Genomic DNA, 14,609 nt, shown 5'->3' with positions numbered 1-14,609 from the left:
GGCACGTACGCTGTCAGGCGATGAACAGCACAACGATCGACGTCCCCACGCAGGACGGCAAGGCCGAGGCCTTCCTCGTCCGTCCTGACGGCGACGGCCCGCACGCCGGCGTCCTGATGTACATGGACGCCATCGGGCTGCGGCCGCGGATCCGCGAGATGGCCGAGCGCATCGCGGAGTGGGGCTACATCGTGCTCGTGCCGAACGTCTTCTACCGGGACACGTCGGTCGCGGACTTCGCGCCGCAGGCCGACCTGCTCGAGGCGGGCGCCCGCGAGGCGCACATGGCGCGTGCGATGAAGCTGCTCGGCGCCCACGACGCGCGGCGCGCCCAGCGTGACGCCGGCGCCTACGTCAAGGCGCTGCGCGGCATGGAGGGCGTCGCGGCCGGCGACCTCGGGACGATCGGCTACTGCATGGGCGGCGCGCTGGCCCTACGGACGGCGGCGCAGCACCCGGCGGACGTCGGCGCGGCCGGCACGTTCCACGCCGGCCGGATCGCGACCGACAAGCCCGACAGCGTGCACCGCCTCGTCGGCCGCATCGACGGCGAGGTCTACGCCGCCCACGCCGACAAGGACAAGTCGATGCCGCCGAAGGCGATCTCGCAGCTCGAGAAGGCGCTCCGCCAGGCGTACGTGCCCTTCACCTCCGAGGTCTATCGGGGCGCGGCGCACGGCTTCACGATGGCGGACACCCCGGCGTACGACGAAGCGGCGACGGAACGGCATTTCAAGGCGCTGCAGTCGCTGTTCGGCCGCACGCTGCGCTGACGCGCGGACGGGCGCCGTCACCCGGAGCATCGTGCGGGTGAGGCCCGCCGAATCCTCCGCGGAGCGGAGCCGGGCGGCGAGGCGGCTCGCTCAGGTCGTACCGCGCCAGGCCAGCTCGAGCGCCTCCCCGGGCGCCAGCTCGTCCCATGCCCGCGCCGCGGTGTGCAGCTCGCGGCGCACGTCCCCCAGCGCGTCCGGCGTCAGGGCGGGCGACCACCACCGCTCGCCCACGGTGCGCCGTAGGGCCGTCAGGTCGCGCGGCACCCCTGCGGCCGCGACGTCGGCACACAGGCGGACGAGCACCTCGGCCTGCCGCAGCTGCTCCCCGGCCGCGTCGCTGACCGCCCCGGCCTGCCGCTTGGCGTGCGGTGGCAGGCGACCTTGCACGAACGACGCGTTCTGCACCAGCCCGCCCGCGGCGAGGACGCCCCACAGCCCGCGGTCCACGCCCAGCCCGCGTTCCACGACGAGATGCGCGATGTCGTGCGGGACGCGCGGCACCGGGCCGCCGACCGTGTTGTAGCTGCCGCCCTCGAGCCGGACGAGCACGCCGTCACCACGACGCAGCGTCGAGTGGTACCGCTGACCGGTGCCCTTGTGCACCTCGATCGGTGTCCAGGTCGTCCGCCCCACGGCACGGCAGATTAGCCACCGCCCCGCCCCCGCCCGTGTCTATGCTCGGCCGGTGCCCGACGTCGAACGACTGCTCGCCCGGATCGGCCTCGACGCCGCACCCGCCGCGGACCTCGCCGGCCTGCGCGCCGTCCACCGCGCGTACCTGTCCGCGATGCCGTACGACACGCTCGCGATCCACCTCGGCGAGTTCGCACCACTCGACCTGGACGGCCTGCTCGCGCGGGTGACGGACGGCGGACGCGGCGGCTACTGCTTCGAGCTGAACGGCCTGCTCGCCTGGCTGCTCGAGGCACTCGGCTTCGAGGTCTCGCGGCACGAGGCGCGCGTCGGTCCCCGCTACGACGACGGCCCGACGAACCACCTCGCGCTCGTGGTCCGCGTGCCGGGCGACGACGACGGCAGCACCGCCTGGCTCGCCGACGCCGGCCTGGGTGAGGGCTGGATGGAGCCGCTCGCGCTCGTCCCCGGCGTGCAGGCGGGCCCGGGACGGCTGGGCTGGACCCTCGAGCGCGAGACGGACCGCTGGTGGATACGCCATCACCCGTGGGGCAGCTTCCCCGGGTTCGTGATGAGCGACGCCGTGGTCGGGCTCGATGCCTTCGCCGAGCACCACGAGCGCCTGTCCTGTCATCCGGACTCGTCGTTCAAGCGCGCGGTCGTCGTGCAGTCGACCGACGACCACGCGGTGACGACCCTCCGCGCGCGGACGTACACGCGTCGCGGGCCGGACGTGGACGAGCAGCGCCTGGTCACCGACCTCGACGACTACGCCGACACCCTGCTGAGCGCGTTCGGGATCGATCCCGCCGCGCTCGGGGACACGCGGCTGGAGCGCCTGTGGCACCAGGCGAGCGCGCAGCACGACGCGTGGACCGCTGCCGGCGCGTGAGCGCCACCACGAAACGGTTGCCCGGCAACCGCTTCGTCCGGTGACCGGGCCGGGAGCGCCGCAGCGCTCCCGGCCCGGGACACCGTCAGGTCAGCTGCCGCCGACCTCGTACGCCTCGGCGTTCGTCGACGTGCGGGCCGCACCGTCGACCTTCAGGCCACCGTCGGCCTTGGTGTCGACCGTCGAGATGTAGACCGCCTTGGACGGCGGGACCCCGAGCTCCTTGTAGCTCAGCGTGCCGGCCACCAGGCCGTCGAGGTCCAGGCCGTCGAGCTGCCGGACCGCCGTCTGCATGCCCTCACGCGTCAGGTCGCCGTTCTCACACGCCTTGTTCAGGATCTCGTACATGATCCGCGACTCGGCGTAGCCGGCCGCGATCGAGTACTTGGGCGTGCCCTTCGGGAACTCCTTGAGGTAGTTGTCGCGCATCTCGGTCACGCCGGGAGCGTCCAGCGAGTACGGGGCGGTGCCCGCGCTCACGACGAGGTTCGCCTCGAGGGCCTTGGCCGCCGGCGTCTTCAGCAGCGCCGGGTCGAACGCGGGACCGCTCGCGCCGATCGGGACGTTCAGGCCCGTCGCCGCGGCGACACCGGCCGCCGAGGCGGTCTGCGTCGGGCTCGTCGACATCAGGATGGCCTTGACGCCCTCGTTCTTGAACGTGCCCACCGCGGCGGACATGTCGCGGTCGGTGGCCTTGATCTTCTGCTCGACGATCGTCAGGCCCTGCTTCTCCGCCGCGTACTTCGAGCCTTCGAGCGCGTTCTCGCCGAACTCACCCTCGAAGTAGATGTGGCCGACCTTGTCGCCCTTCTTGAGCTTGCCCTCCTCGACGAGGTAGTCGACGGCGTTGATCATCTCGAGGTCGTAGGTGGCGCCCACGACGATGATGTTCGGGTTCTCGAGCAGCTGCGACGGCCAGCCGGCCAGCACCGACAGCATCTTGTCCTTCTGCAGCGTCGGGATCAGCGCCGCCGTCATGACCGAGCCGAGCAGCTGGTTGAGCGCGAGCGACTGCGGGCCGACCTCGCGGTACAGGCTGACGGCCTTCTGCGGGTCGTAGCCGTGGTCCTTGACGTCGAGCTTCACGGTCCGGTCGCAGACGCCGCCCTTGCGGTTCTGGATGGTCCAGAACAGCTGGTTGCCCTCGTTCAGCGGGACGCCGAGGCCGGCGAACACGCCGCTGGTGTCGGTCAGGACACCGAGGTTGATCGTCGTGCCCGTGACCCCGGGGCCGGTCTTGACGTCCTTGCCGCCACCACCGCCCGTGGTCGCGGTCGTCGCCGCACCGGTGCCAGAGGCACCGCTGCTGCCTTCGTCGTCATCGCCGCACGCGGCGACCGTCATCGCGAGCGCGGCGGTTGCGAATAGCGCTGCAGATCTGCTGCTGAGCCTCATCGGCATCAAGCTCCCTCCTCAGGGTGCTGGTTCTGGGACATGGGGTGCGTGCCGGGCGTGGAGCCGTGCCCGCAAGGTGCGACCGATGCCTGCGAGGCCGCCCTGGGCCATCAGCAGGACCGCGATGATCGCGGCGCCGAAGAGATAGCGGGACAGCTGCGTCGGGCCGACGCCGCCGCTGCCCGGCTCGGAGACGAGGGGCAGCGAGTCCGCGTAGTTCGAGAAGATCTGCGGGAGGCCGAAGACCACGATGGCACCGAGGATCGCGCCGTTGACGGATCCGAGGCCGCCGAGGACCACGATCACGAGGAACTCGATCGACAGGACGAAGCCGAACGTCTCGGGGACGATGCGGCCGTAGGCGATCGCGAGCAGCGCTCCGCCGAGCCCCGCGTACATCGAGGACAGGACGAAGGCGGTCGCCCGGGTGCGGCGGACGTCGACCCCCATCGTCGCCGCAGCGACCGTGCTGTCGCGGAGCGTCTCGAACGCCCGGCCCGGCCGCCCGCCGACGATGTTGTGCGCGACCCAGGCGCTGACCGCGAGCAGGAACAGGCCGAGGTACCAGAGCTTCTCGAGCTCGCCGAAGTCGCTCGTCCCGTCGCCGTCGTCGAACCCGTAGCCGAAGATGCTGAAGTCGATCGCGTCGCGCCCGTTGAACCCGCCGGTGAGGGTCTCGGCGTTGAACATGATGTGCTGGCCGAGGAAGACGAGGCCGATCGACGCGATGCCGAGGTAGATCCCGTGCAGGCGCCCGGCGATCGGGGCGAACAGCGCGCCTGCGACGCCGGCCAGCAGCATCGCGCCGACGAGCGCGATCGCGGGCGGAAGCTCCAGGCCGCTCGGCCCTTCCTTCAGGCCCGGGATCTGCTCACCGCCGGCGAAGTAGCAGTAGCCGTACGCGCCGACCGCGAGGAAGAACGCGTGGCCGAGCGACAGCTGCCCTGTCCGGCCGACGAGGATCGTCAGCCCGATCGCCGCGATCGCGCCGGCCATCGAGAACAGGCCGGTCTGCAGCCAGAACTCGCCGAGGAAGAAGGGGACGCTGAGCAGCAGCGCGAGCCCGGCCAGTGCGGCGACGATCATCGCCGGCGACGGCAGCCGGCGGCCGCGAGCGGCCGTGGACGCGGACGCGGACGTGTCAGACACGGGTGACACCCCGCGAGCCGAAGAGCCCGGCCGGCCGGATGAGCAGCACGATCAGCATCACGGTGTAGGGGGCGATCTCGCCGAGGCCGCGGCCCAGGAAGGACAGCTCGTCCTGGTAGCCGGCGCAGTACGTGGCGACGAGCCCGACCATGATCCCGCCGACCAGCGCCCCGAACAGCGAGTCGAGCCCGCCGATCACCGCCGCCGGGATCGCCGCGAGGGCGCTGAGGCCCGTCGCGTTGTCGACCCCCGGCGCCGGGAAGCTCGTGAAGAACACACCGGCGACCGCGGCGATCGCGCCGGCCAGCGCCCAGGCACCGGCGGCGACGCGGTTCAGGCGGACGCCCATGAGCGCTGCCGTCCGGCCGTCGGCGGCCGCCGCGCGCATCGCGATGCCCCAGTCGGTGAAGCGGAACGCGGTGTAGAACGCGGTCAGGATCACGATCGCGATCCCGGCCGCGGCGACGCGCGTCTCGGGGATCACGTAGTCCCCCATCCGCACGACCTCCGAGCCCCACGGTGCCCCGGACGGGAAGATGTCCGGGCCGATGCGGCGGGTCAGCTCGGTGGCGAGCACGATGTCGATACCGAGCGTGAGGATCGCGAGCGTGCCGGCGTCGACCGCACGGACGCGGCGCATCAGCAGGACGTCGATCAGCGCGGCCCCGGCGCCGGCCACCGCCGCGCCCACCACGAGCGCGACCCAGAACCCGAGGTCCTCCTGGGTCCGCGCGGTGACGTAGGCGCCCAGCAGCAGGACGGAGCCGTGGGCGAAGTTGACCACCCCGGTGGCCTTGAAGACGAGCACGAAGCCGATCGCGATCAGCGCGTAGATCGCGCCGAGCGAGAAGCCGTTGATCGTCAGCTCGATGAACTCGGTCACGGCTGGGGGTCCCCTGCGTCGTCGTCGTGTGAGAGCTCTTCCTCCGCGGCGACCGTGCCGAGGTAGGCCTGCAGGACTGCGGGGTCGCGCTGGATGTCCGCCGGGGTGCCGTCCGCGATGCAGCGCCCGAAGTCCAGGACGGTGACGGACTCGGCGAGCCCCATGACGAACGGCATGTCGTGCTCGACCAGGACGATGGTCAGGCCGAGCGCGCCGCGCAGGTCCGCGATCGCCTGCGACATCGCTGCGGACTCGCCGGCGTTCATGCCGGCGACCGGCTCGTCGAGCAGCAGCACGTCCGGCTCGGCGCACAGCGCGCGGGCGAGCTCGACGCGCTTGCGGGTGCCGTACGGCAGCACGTGGACGAGGCGATCGAGGTCGTTCTCGAGGCCGACGAGGGCGGCGACCTCGCGGACGCGGGCACGCTGCTCCGCCAGCTCGCGGCGGGCGGACGGCAGGCTCAGCCCGGTCGCGATCATCCCGGCCTTGGTCAGCCGGTGGCGTCCGACGAGCAGGTTTCGCTCCACGGTCGCCTCGGCCGACAGCGCGAGGTTCTGGAACGTGCGAGCGACGCCGAGCTGTGCGATCCGGTGGGGCCGCAGTCCCCCGAGCTCGGTGTCGCCGTAGCGGACGGTGCCCGACGTCGCCCGGTAGACGCCGGTCAGGACGTTGAGGCAGGTGGACTTGCCGGCGCCGTTGGGGCCGATGACGGCGTGGGTGGTCCCCGGCTCGACGGTGAAGGACACGTCCTGCAGCGCGGTGATGCCGCCGAAGCGGACCGTGACGTCCTGGACGCTGAGGCGCTGGGCGGCGGCGCGGCGGGTGCCGGCGGGGAGGGACGTGGGCCCTGCGGCCTCCGCGTCTGCGGCCGGCGCCTTGGTGAGGCCGCTACCGCCCGCGGCCGGCGCGGCGGGAGCGGTGCCCTCGGGGTCGTCCGTGGTGGCGATGCCGAGGTAGCGGTGGCGGACCTCGTCGCTCCCGGCGAGGTCCGCTGCGCGCCCGCTCAGCGCGACGCGCCCGGTCTCGAGCACGACGGCCTCGTCCGCGATCCGGAGCGCCATCGCGGCGTTCTGCTCGACCAGGACGACGACCGTCCCCTGCCGGTTGATCTCCCCGATGATCGTCGCGATCTGCTCGACGACCTTCGGGGCCAGGCCCAGCGACGGCTCGTCCAGGAGCAGCAGCCGTGGCCGGCTCATGAGCGCCCGGCCGATGGCGAGCATCTGCTGCTCGCCGCCGGAGAGCAGGCCGCCCTTCTGCCCCGTGCGCTCCTGCAGGCGGGGGAACAGCTCGAAGACGCGTTCCCGCGCTTCTGCCTTCGCGACCTTGTCGCGGGTGGCGAGCCCGCCGGCGCGCAGGTTCTCGTCGACGGTGAGCTCGGCGAAGATGCGACGTCCCTCGGGGACCTGGACGAGCCCGCCGCGGACGATCCGGGCCGGGTCGTTTCCGGTGATGTCGTTGCCGTCGTACTCGACGCTGCCGCCGCTGATGCGGCCGCCCTCGAGCGCCAGCGTCCCGGAGATCGCGCGCAGCAGCGTGCTCTTGCCCGCGCCGTTGTTGCCGAGCACCGCGACGATCGCGCCGTCCGGGACGTCGAGGTCGACGCCGTGCAGCGCGTTGACCGAGTCGCCGTACGTCACCCGGAGGTCCCGGATGCGGAGCAGCGGCCGCCCCGTCGCGCCGGTCGGTGGCTGCGGCTTGTCTTTGGCGAGGGAGGTCATCGTGGCGGCGGGCCGAGCCCGGCTTGCGCGGATGCAGCGTCCTAGTCGACTCCGACTGAGCGACCCGACACCTCCCGCCCGGCGAGTCTCTCCGCAACGGCTCCCTAAACGCAAATCGGCTGCAAAACCTCGCGTTCTGACGCGCGTCAGGTGCGACCGCCGGCGCTTATGGACCGCTTTTCGGACGAGCTGCACGCATGGTGGTGGAACCGAGGTTCCGGGCCGCCGGCGCGCCGGACGACGGGCGCTTCAACGGCGTCCAGGCCAGGTGGACACGTTGGCGCGCTCAGCGTCCGCGGACAGGCGCATGGCGCCCCGTCCGGTCACGCCGCGGCGCTCGGCCGCGGCCTGTCAGCCGGCCGTGTGACCGAGGATCGCGTCGGCGAGCGGCGGGACGACGGCCGCCGGCAGGGCGTGACCCATGCCCGGGATGGTGACCAGCCGTGCCCCCGGGATCGCGGCGGCGAGCAACGCGGGGTTCGGCGGCGGGAACGCCGGGTCCTCGGGCGCGTCGACGACCAGGACCGGGGCGCCCACGCCGGCCAGCTCGGCGCCGCGATCGAAGCCTGACTGGTCCGCACGCGCGTGGGCGTACGTGGACGGTCGACCGCCGGCGTGCGCCGCGACGCGCATGTCCAGCGCGGTGAACTCCTGCGGGTCGAACGCGATCGACGGGCCGTTCAGCAGCCGCCAGTGCTCGAGCTGCCACGCGGCGTCTGCCTCCGGCGTCCGCGGGTCGCCCATTGTCTGCCAGACCGCCAGCAGGTCCTCGCGTGGGCCTGGGGCCTCGGGCTGTCCGGGCACGCCCGCCAGCGGCCCGGTGCCGAGCAGCGTCGCGGACGCCACGCGCCCGGGCGCGTCCAGGAGCAGCAGCTGTGTCAGCAGCCCGCCGAGGGACATCCCGACGACGTGGGCGCGGTCGACAGCGTGGGCGTCGAGGACGGCGATCGCGTCCCCGGCGAGCGCGGTGAGCGGGTAGGGGTCTTCGTCGTACCGCCAGGTCGAGCGCCCGGTGTCGCGGTGGTCGTAGCGGATGACGCGGTGGGCCTCGGCGAGGCGGGCGACGAGCGCGTCGGGCCACGCCACGCCGCTCGCGTTGGCGCCCATGATCAGCAGGACGGCGGGCGTCGCCGGGTCGCCGTGGGCTTCGGTCCAGAGCCGGTCGCCGCCCGGCAGGTCGATCGTTCGCTCCATCTTCAGGACGCTAGCAGGTGGCGATACGCATCGTTTCGTTATAGGCTCGGCGCGTGAGCCCGCGACCCCGGAACCAGCAGTCGCAGGCGGCGATCCTCGCCGCCGTCCTGCAGCTCGTGGAGGACGACGGCTACGAGCGGCTGACGATCGAGGGGATCGCGGCCCGGGCCGGGGTCGGCAAGACGACGATCTACCGCTGGTGGCCGTCGAAGGACGCCGTCCTCCTCGACGCGTACCTCGACCTCCAGGAGCGTTCCGGCGGCACCGAGCTGCCGGACACGGGCGACCTGCGCGCCGATCTGCGCCTGCTGCTCACCAGGGCCATCGCCGGGATGACCGATCCGCGGTTCGACGCGCCGTACCGCGCGCTGACCGCCGCGATGCAGCACGACCCCGCGCTCGCGGGCGAGGTTTCCGACCGATTGCTGCGGCCGCTGCTGGCCCTCACCCGTTCGCGCCTGGCGCGGTCGCAGGCACGCGGCGAGATCCGCGCGGACGTCGACCTCGACCTCGCCGTAGAGCTGCTGTACGGCCCGGTGCTCCATCGCTGGCTCCTGCGGACCCGGCCCTTCGCGGAGGACGACGGCAGCCGGCTCGCCGACCTGGTCCACCGGGCGGTGGCGCCGACCTCGTGATCCGCCGGCGACGCTCAGGCGGGGCCCAGCGCCGCGACCACGGTTGCGACGTTCGCGTGCCAGACGTCGTCCGGCGTGGTGGGCAGCACGTCGTCCCAGATCATCGCGAGGCTGCTGGCCACCTGGCGCACCCCGGTCGGTCGGGCCATGAACCACCAGTGCAGGTGCGCGGCACCCTCGCCGTAGCGCAGGATGTGGATGCGCTCGACGCCCGGGACTGCCAGCACCGCGCGTTCGACGCGGGCGAGCATGACCCCCATCTCGGCCAGCATCGTGTCCGGCAGGTCCCGGGGTCCGTCGGCGTGCACGCGCGGCTCCAGGATGCAGACGAACGGCAGGCCGCTGGGCGGGAGTGCGAGCAGCCGCCAGCGCGTGTCCGTCCAGATGTACTCGCTGTCCGGCTTCTGGCACGCCTCGCACGGGCGGTCGCCCTCGCCGTTACGCGGCGGCTCGGGCTCGGGGGCGCGCAGCTCCTTGGGCTCGACGTCCCCGACGAACGGCCACGAGTCCCAGTCGCGGACGGGCGGGGTCCGGAGCTCGCGGCCGGCGGGGCCGCGCGGGTCGTGCGCGTGCTCGGGCATCGCCCGAGCCTATATTCGCCGCGCCCACGCCGGCCGGCGTCGGACCGCGTCCCTCCGACCCCGCTCGATGTGCCAGCACGTGCGCCGGTGGCATGTGGTGGCACATCGAGCCAACGCGCCGGTCGGGCTCCGGCTCCGGTTGAAGCGGCGCGCCGGCGGGCAGGAGACCGGGACTCAACCAGAGAGCTCACGTGCACCCCGCAGAAGGCCATCAACCCGACGTCACGCTTCTGCCCGCCGGCGAGCCCGGCCGGCTCGCCCTGTGGATCAGGGCCACCCGCCCGCAGTACCTGCCGACCTCCGTGGTCCCTGGGCTCCTCGGCGCGCTGGTGGCCCTTGGCGCCGGGGGCACGGAGTGGCTCCTGCTCCCGGTCGCCCTCCTCGCCCTGCTGCTCGTGCACGCCGCGACCGACGTCTGCAACGACGTCGAGGACGCCGCGAACGGCGTGGACGCGCCCGACAAGGTCGACAACTCGCAGGTGTTCAACACGGGCCTGCTGAGCATCGAGGAGGGGCGCCGCCTGTACGCGGCCCTGTTCACCGCGGCCTTCGTCCTGGGCGTGGCGATCTGCCTGCTGCAGGGGCCGGCCCTGCTGTCCTACGGGCTGGTCGGGATCTTCGGCGGCCTGCTGTACACCGCGGGACCGAAGTCGCTGAAGCACGCCGGCCTCGGCGACCCCGCGATCGTGCTGCTGATGGGTCCGCTGCTCACCCAGGGCGCCTACACGGCGGTGACCGGTGACGCCTTCCACGCCGCGGCGTTCTGGGTCGGGCTGTCGCCGGGCCTGCTGATCACCGCGGTGCTGGCCGGCAACAACCTGTCGGACATCGACGGGGACCGCGCCGCCGGGGTGCGGACGCTCGCCGTGCGGATCGGCTTCGTCCGCGCGCGCCTGCTCTACGTGGTGACGCTGGCCGCCGCGTTCGCCGCGACGGCACTGGTGTGGGCGACCGGGCTCTTCGGCCCGGCGATCCTGCTGCCCCTCGTCCTGGCGCCGGTCGCGGTCGCCCGTGGCCGGCAGGCGCTCGGCGCGCGGTCGGCCGGCGACGGCGCCCTGCTCACACTCGCCCCGCAGACCGCCCAGCTGCACCTGCTGTTCTGCGTGCTCGCCTGCGTCGGCGTCGTCATCGACCGCGCCTGAGCGGTCTCACTCGGGTGCCGCGGTCGCCGCCGCGCCCGAGCGCGATGCTCAGGCGGTGACCTCGGCCGGCAGGCGCGCCGCGATGTCGGCGATCTGCCAGGGGCCCTCGGTCTCGATCGTCCGCTCGACGGTCCAGCCACCGAGCTCCTGGATCGATCCGCCCTGGACCGCGTAGACCTGACCGGTCAACGGGCAGTCGGCGCCGGCCAGGTAGGCCACCAGCGGCGAGATGTTCGACGGGTCGAACAGGTCGTGGCCGGTGTCGTCCTCCGCGCCGGCGGCGAAGATCGCGCCCATGCCCGGCGTGGCCAGCGTCAGGCGCGTGCGGGCGATCGGCGCGATCGCGTTGACCCGCACGCCGTAGCGCTCGAGCTCCGCAGCGGCGACGAGCGTCATCGCCGCGATGCCGGCCTTGGCCGCGCCGTAGTTGGCCTGGCCGGCGTTCGGCATCGTGACCCCGGACGCCGACGCGGTGTTGATGACCGACGCCTGGACCGTCTCCCCCGCCTTGGACTGGTTCTTCCAGTACTCCGCGGCGTGGCGCAGGACGCTGAAGTGGCCCTTCAGGTGGACGTGGATGACGGAGTCCCACTCGGCCTCGCTGACCGAGGCCACGAACCCGTCGCGCAGGATGCCGGCGTTGTTGACGACGATGTCCAGTCCGCCGAACGCGCTCACGGCCTGGTCGATCAGGCCCTTCGCCCCGTCCCACGACGCGATGTCGTCCGTGTTGGCGACGGCCTCGCCGCCCGCCGCGGCGATCTCGTCGACGACCTCCTGCGCGGGACCGGCGTCCGCGCCGTCCCCCGAGTTCGATCCGCCGAGGTCGTTGACGACGACCTTCGCGCCCTCACGTGCGAAGAGCAGCGCGTGCTCGCGGCCGATGCCGCGTCCTGCTCCGGTGATGACCGCGATGCGGCCGTCCAGGGTTCCCATGGTCATCTGTCTCGTCTCGTTGAGGTGAAGGGTGGTGGTCAGTCGGCGAGGACCGCGAGGCCGTCGCGCAGAACCGGGACGCCGTCGACCGTGGTCTCGAACGCGTACGTCGTCGCGCCGTCTGCGTCTGCCGAGGCCTTGAAGACCTGGGTGCGGATCTCCTGCCCGGGCAGGACCGGCTTGGCGAAGCGGACGGCGAGGCGCTTCAGCCGCGCGACGTCGGAGCCACCGAGCTGCTCGAGGATCGCGTGCGACGTGAACGCCAGGACGCAGAAGCCGTGGGCGATGATCCCCGGCAGCCCGGAGTCCTTCGCCACCTGCTCGTCCAGGTGGATGGGCATCGGGTCGCCCGACGCCGGCGAGTAGCGGAACGTCTGGTCCTCGTCGATCCGCTGGGTCACGTCAGCAACCACCGGTGTGCCGCGCAGCGCCTCGTCGAACTTGTGCCCCGGCGACAGCTCGCCCACGGCGCGGCCGTCGTCGAAGCCCCGGATGAAGAAGGTGACGAACTGCTCGTTCACCAGTTCGCCCTCGGCGTCGCGCGTCTCCAGGTACACGCAGGCGCGGGTCCCGTTCGGCTGGCCCTCCCAGCCGGTCATCCGGCCGCGCGCCGTCAGGACCTCCCCGGGCCGGATCGGCCGGTGGAAGCGGAAGTCCTGCTCGCCGTGCAGGACCCGCCCCAGGACGGACAGCGGGACGACGTCCAGCGCCGGCTCCAGCAGCGCGTCGAAGACGGGGACGATCGCGAAGACCGGCGCCGCGACCTCACCCGCCACGTGCGCGGGAATCGGGTCGTTCGTCGCCGCAGCATAGGCGGCCAGCCGGTCTGCCTCGACCGTGAACGTGTGCTCCTCCGTCCACTTGTCCAGGCCCTCGTCGTTGAACTTCAGCGGCTTCGTGCTGAGCGCCACGCCGATCGCCGCCCTACGCCGCGACGAGCTTCGCGACGTTCGCGAGCGACTCGTCGAGGTTCGCCTGGGCGTCCTTCTCGACGGCCTTGCCCAGGGCGCCGGTGATCATCGAGCCCTCGAACTCGGCGTCGATCTGCGCGGTCGACCCGCCGTTGCCGTCGTCGGCCACGGACAGCGCGAACGTCGTCTTCACGCCCGCCATGCCGGTGCCGGAGATCGTCAGGTTCGACGGCGCGTCGAACTCCTGGACCGTCCACTCGATCGTGTTCGGCATGCCGAGCATCGTCACGACCTCAGAGGCCTTCGCGCCCTTCGAGAAGGTCTCCGGGACCTCCTTCCACTTCGTGTGGATGGTCAGCCAGTTCTCGTACTGCGCCGGGTCGGAGATGACCGCCCAGACCTTGTCGGGAGCGGCGGGGAAGGTGTGCGTGGCGTTGATCTTGCCCATGGTGATCGTGTCCTGTTCTTGGTGATGGAGGTGTGTTGGTGATGCGATCGCGATGTTCCGAGGCGCAGCCGAGGAACTCGCAGGCCCGCGAAGCGGGCCGGTCAGCGCTCGGCGCGCTGGTAGGCGGTGACGACCGCCGCGCCGCCGAGCCCGATGTTGTGCGCGAGCGCCGCATCGACATCGTCGACCTGGCGCTTGTCGGCAGTGCCGCGGAGCTGCCAGGTGAGCTCGGCGCACTGCGCCAGGCCGGTCGCCCCGAGCGGGTGGCCCTTGGAGATCAGGCCGCCGGACGGGTTGACGACCCATTTGCCGCCGTACGTGTTGTCCCCGGCGTCGATCAGGTCGCCCGCAGCGCCCTCGTCGCAGAGCCCGAGTGCCTCGTACAGCAGCAGCTCGTTCGCGCTGAAGCAGTCGTGCAGCTCGATGACCTGGAAGTCCTCCGGCGCGAGCTCGGCCTGCTCGTAGACCGCCTGCGCGGCCTTGACGTTCATGTCGTAGCCGATGATGTCCTTCGCCTTGCGGGTGCTGAGCGAGCTCTCGAAGTCGGTCGTCATCGCCTGGCCGACGATCTCGACCGCCTGCCCGGCGAGGTCGTGCTTGGCCACGAAGTCCTCACTGGCGATGATCGCCGCGCCCGAGCCGTCGGACGTCGGCGAGCACTGCAGTTTGGTCAGCGGCTCGTAGATCATCGGCGCGTCCAGGATCTGATCCAGCGTGTACTCGTCCTGGAACTGCGCGTACGGGTTGTTCACGGAGTGCTTGTGGTTCTTGAAGCCGATCTTCGCGAAGTGCTCGGCGGTCGACCCGTGCTCCTCCATGTGCTCACGGCCGGCGGCCCCGAACATCCACGGGGCCGGCGGGAACTTGACCTCGGAGATCTCCGCCAGCAGCTGGATGTGCTTCATCATCGGCTGCTCACGGTCCTCGTACATCGTTCCCAGCGAGCCCTTCTGCATCTTCTCGAAGCCCAGGGCGAGCGCGCAGTCGACGGTCCCGGAGCGGACCGCCTGCGCTGCGAGGAACAGCGCCGTGGACCCCGTCGAGCAGTTGTTGTTCACGTTGATGACCGGGATGCCGGTCATGCCGAGCTCGTAGACCGCCCGCTGGCCGGAGGTCGACTCGCCGTAGACGTAGCCGACGTAGGCCTGCTCGACCTCGCGGTAGTCGATCCCCGCGTCCTCGAGGGCCCGGGTGCCGGCCTCCTTCGCGAGCTCCGGGTAGTCCCGCGCGCCCTCGCGGCCGGGCTTCGTGAAGTTCGTCATCCCGACTCCGACGACGTAGACCTTGTTCGTGTTGCGGCTCATGCGCATATATAT

At 72.1% G+C, this 14,609-nt stretch carries 15 protein-coding genes and 1 pseudogene; 4 read left to right on the top strand and 12 right to left on the bottom strand.

All coding sequences use genetic code 11. The annotated features are described in order from the left end of the window. Positions 1–20: 20 nt before the first annotated feature. Complete coding sequence (locus DSM112329_RS10435; RefSeq protein ID WP_354701756.1) at positions 21–773, top strand: dienelactone hydrolase family protein; 753 nt, start codon at positions 21–23, stop codon at positions 771–773. Positions 774–863: 90 nt separating this feature from the next. Here the strand turns inward: DSM112329_RS10435 and DSM112329_RS10430 are convergent, their stop codons facing one another. Continuing rightward, positions 864–1,406, bottom strand: a complete 543-nt coding sequence (locus DSM112329_RS10430) for a hypothetical protein (RefSeq protein ID WP_354701755.1) — start codon at positions 1,404–1,406, stop codon at positions 864–866. Positions 1,407–1,458: 52 nt separating this feature from the next. Between DSM112329_RS10430 and DSM112329_RS10425 the strand changes: the two genes are divergently transcribed. After that, positions 1,459–2,298 (top strand): arylamine N-acetyltransferase, encoded by an 840-nt coding sequence (locus DSM112329_RS10425; protein ID WP_354701754.1) that lies wholly within the window; start codon positions 1,459–1,461, stop codon positions 2,296–2,298. Between the two features lie 90 nt (positions 2,299–2,388). Here DSM112329_RS10425 and DSM112329_RS10420 read toward each other — a convergent pair whose 3' ends face one another. The 6 genes and pseudogenes from DSM112329_RS10420 to DSM112329_RS10395 all read right to left on the bottom strand — a co-directional run bounded on the left by DSM112329_RS10420 (position 2,389) and on the right by DSM112329_RS10395 (position 8,640). Further along, positions 2,389–3,693 (bottom strand): ABC transporter substrate-binding protein, encoded by a 1,305-nt coding sequence (locus DSM112329_RS10420; RefSeq protein WP_354701753.1) that lies wholly within the window; start codon positions 3,691–3,693, stop codon positions 2,389–2,391. Between the two features lie 18 nt (positions 3,694–3,711). After that, complete coding sequence (locus DSM112329_RS10415; RefSeq protein ID WP_354701752.1) at positions 3,712–4,842, bottom strand: branched-chain amino acid ABC transporter permease; 1,131 nt, start codon at positions 4,840–4,842, stop codon at positions 3,712–3,714. Next, on the bottom strand, positions 4,835–5,725 hold the full coding sequence (locus tag DSM112329_RS10410) for a branched-chain amino acid ABC transporter permease (RefSeq protein WP_354701751.1): 891 nt from the start codon (positions 5,723–5,725) through the stop codon (positions 4,835–4,837). The genes DSM112329_RS10415 and DSM112329_RS10410 overlap by 8 nt, the downstream gene beginning before the upstream one ends. Then, positions 5,722–6,489 carry an ABC transporter ATP-binding protein gene (locus DSM112329_RS10405; RefSeq protein WP_354702466.1) on the bottom strand — a complete coding sequence of 256 codons (768 nt, stop codon included), beginning with the start codon at positions 6,487–6,489 and terminating at the stop codon, positions 5,722–5,724. The genes DSM112329_RS10410 and DSM112329_RS10405 overlap by 4 nt, the downstream gene beginning before the upstream one ends. A gap of 408 nt (positions 6,490–6,897) precedes the next feature. Further along, a pseudogene (locus DSM112329_RS10400) lies at positions 6,898–7,446 on the bottom strand (ATP-binding cassette domain-containing protein); the annotation flags it as partial. A gap of 351 nt (positions 7,447–7,797) precedes the next feature. Next, the gene (locus DSM112329_RS10395; protein WP_354701750.1) at positions 7,798–8,640 is read right to left on the bottom strand and encodes an alpha/beta hydrolase; all 843 of its coding nucleotides are present in this window, start codon (positions 8,638–8,640) and stop codon (positions 7,798–7,800) included. A gap of 53 nt (positions 8,641–8,693) precedes the next feature. Here DSM112329_RS10395 and DSM112329_RS10390 point away from each other — a divergent pair, with 53 nt between their 5' ends. Then, positions 8,694–9,275 (top strand): TetR/AcrR family transcriptional regulator, encoded by a 582-nt coding sequence (locus DSM112329_RS10390; protein WP_354701749.1) that lies wholly within the window; start codon positions 8,694–8,696, stop codon positions 9,273–9,275. Between the two features lie 14 nt (positions 9,276–9,289). On the opposite strand, the gene DSM112329_RS10385 is transcribed toward DSM112329_RS10390, so the two are convergent. Beyond that, positions 9,290–9,856 (bottom strand): hypothetical protein, encoded by a 567-nt coding sequence (locus tag DSM112329_RS10385; protein ID WP_354701748.1) that lies wholly within the window; start codon positions 9,854–9,856, stop codon positions 9,290–9,292. Positions 9,857–10,047: 191 nt separating this feature from the next. On the opposite strand from DSM112329_RS10385, the gene DSM112329_RS10380 reads away from it, so the two are divergent. After that, a complete protein-coding gene (locus tag DSM112329_RS10380; RefSeq protein WP_354701747.1) occupies positions 10,048–10,998 on the top strand; it encodes a prenyltransferase in 951 nt (316 codons plus the stop codon). 48 nt (positions 10,999–11,046) lie between these two features. On the opposite strand, the gene DSM112329_RS10375 is transcribed toward DSM112329_RS10380, so the two are convergent. The 4 genes from DSM112329_RS10375 to DSM112329_RS10360 form a co-directional block, all read right to left on the bottom strand. Further along, positions 11,047–11,934 carry an SDR family oxidoreductase gene (locus tag DSM112329_RS10375; protein ID WP_354701746.1) on the bottom strand — a complete coding sequence of 296 codons (888 nt, stop codon included), beginning with the start codon at positions 11,932–11,934 and terminating at the stop codon, positions 11,047–11,049. A 38-nt stretch (positions 11,935–11,972) separates the two neighbouring features. Then, positions 11,973–12,851, bottom strand: a complete 879-nt coding sequence (locus DSM112329_RS10370; protein WP_354702465.1) for a MaoC/PaaZ C-terminal domain-containing protein — start codon at positions 12,849–12,851, stop codon at positions 11,973–11,975. A gap of 7 nt (positions 12,852–12,858) precedes the next feature. After that, complete coding sequence (locus DSM112329_RS10365; RefSeq protein ID WP_354701745.1) at positions 12,859–13,293, bottom strand: SRPBCC family protein; 435 nt, start codon at positions 13,291–13,293, stop codon at positions 12,859–12,861. 101 nt (positions 13,294–13,394) lie between these two features. Next, positions 13,395–14,597 (bottom strand): lipid-transfer protein, encoded by a 1,203-nt coding sequence (locus DSM112329_RS10360; protein ID WP_354701744.1) that lies wholly within the window; start codon positions 14,595–14,597, stop codon positions 13,395–13,397. Positions 14,598–14,609 lie beyond the last annotated feature (12 nt).

Origin of the sequence: Paraconexibacter sp. AEG42_29, assembly GCF_040581415.1 — a bacterium.
GTDB lineage: Bacteria > Actinomycetota > Thermoleophilia > Solirubrobacterales > Solirubrobacteraceae > Paraconexibacter.
The sequence above is the reverse complement of the archived record's forward strand: the minus strand, read 5'-3'. Positions and strand labels throughout refer to the sequence as shown.

What these genes read in the sequence shown, in the direction of transcription:
- DSM112329_RS10360 (WP_354701744.1), bottom strand. Translation starts at nt 14,597, where the DNA reads ATGAGCCGCAACACGAACAAGGTCTACGTCGTCGGAGTCGGGATGACG.
- DSM112329_RS10365 (WP_354701745.1), bottom strand. Translation starts at nt 13,293, where the DNA reads ATGGGCAAGATCAACGCCACGCACACCTTCCCCGCCGCTCCCGACAAG.
- DSM112329_RS10375 (WP_354701746.1), bottom strand. Translation starts at nt 11,934, where the DNA reads ATGGGAACCCTGGACGGCCGCATCGCGGTCATCACCGGAGCAGGACGC.
- DSM112329_RS10395 (WP_354701750.1), bottom strand. Translation starts at nt 8,640, where the DNA reads ATGGAGCGAACGATCGACCTGCCGGGCGGCGACCGGCTCTGGACCGAA.
- DSM112329_RS10385 (WP_354701748.1), bottom strand. Translation starts at nt 9,856, where the DNA reads ATGCCCGAGCACGCGCACGACCCGCGCGGCCCCGCCGGCCGCGAGCTC.
- DSM112329_RS10420 (WP_354701753.1), bottom strand. Translation starts at nt 3,693, where the DNA reads ATGAGGCTCAGCAGCAGATCTGCAGCGCTATTCGCAACCGCCGCGCTC.
- DSM112329_RS10435 (WP_354701756.1), top strand. Translation starts at nt 21, where the DNA reads ATGAACAGCACAACGATCGACGTCCCCACGCAGGACGGCAAGGCCGAG.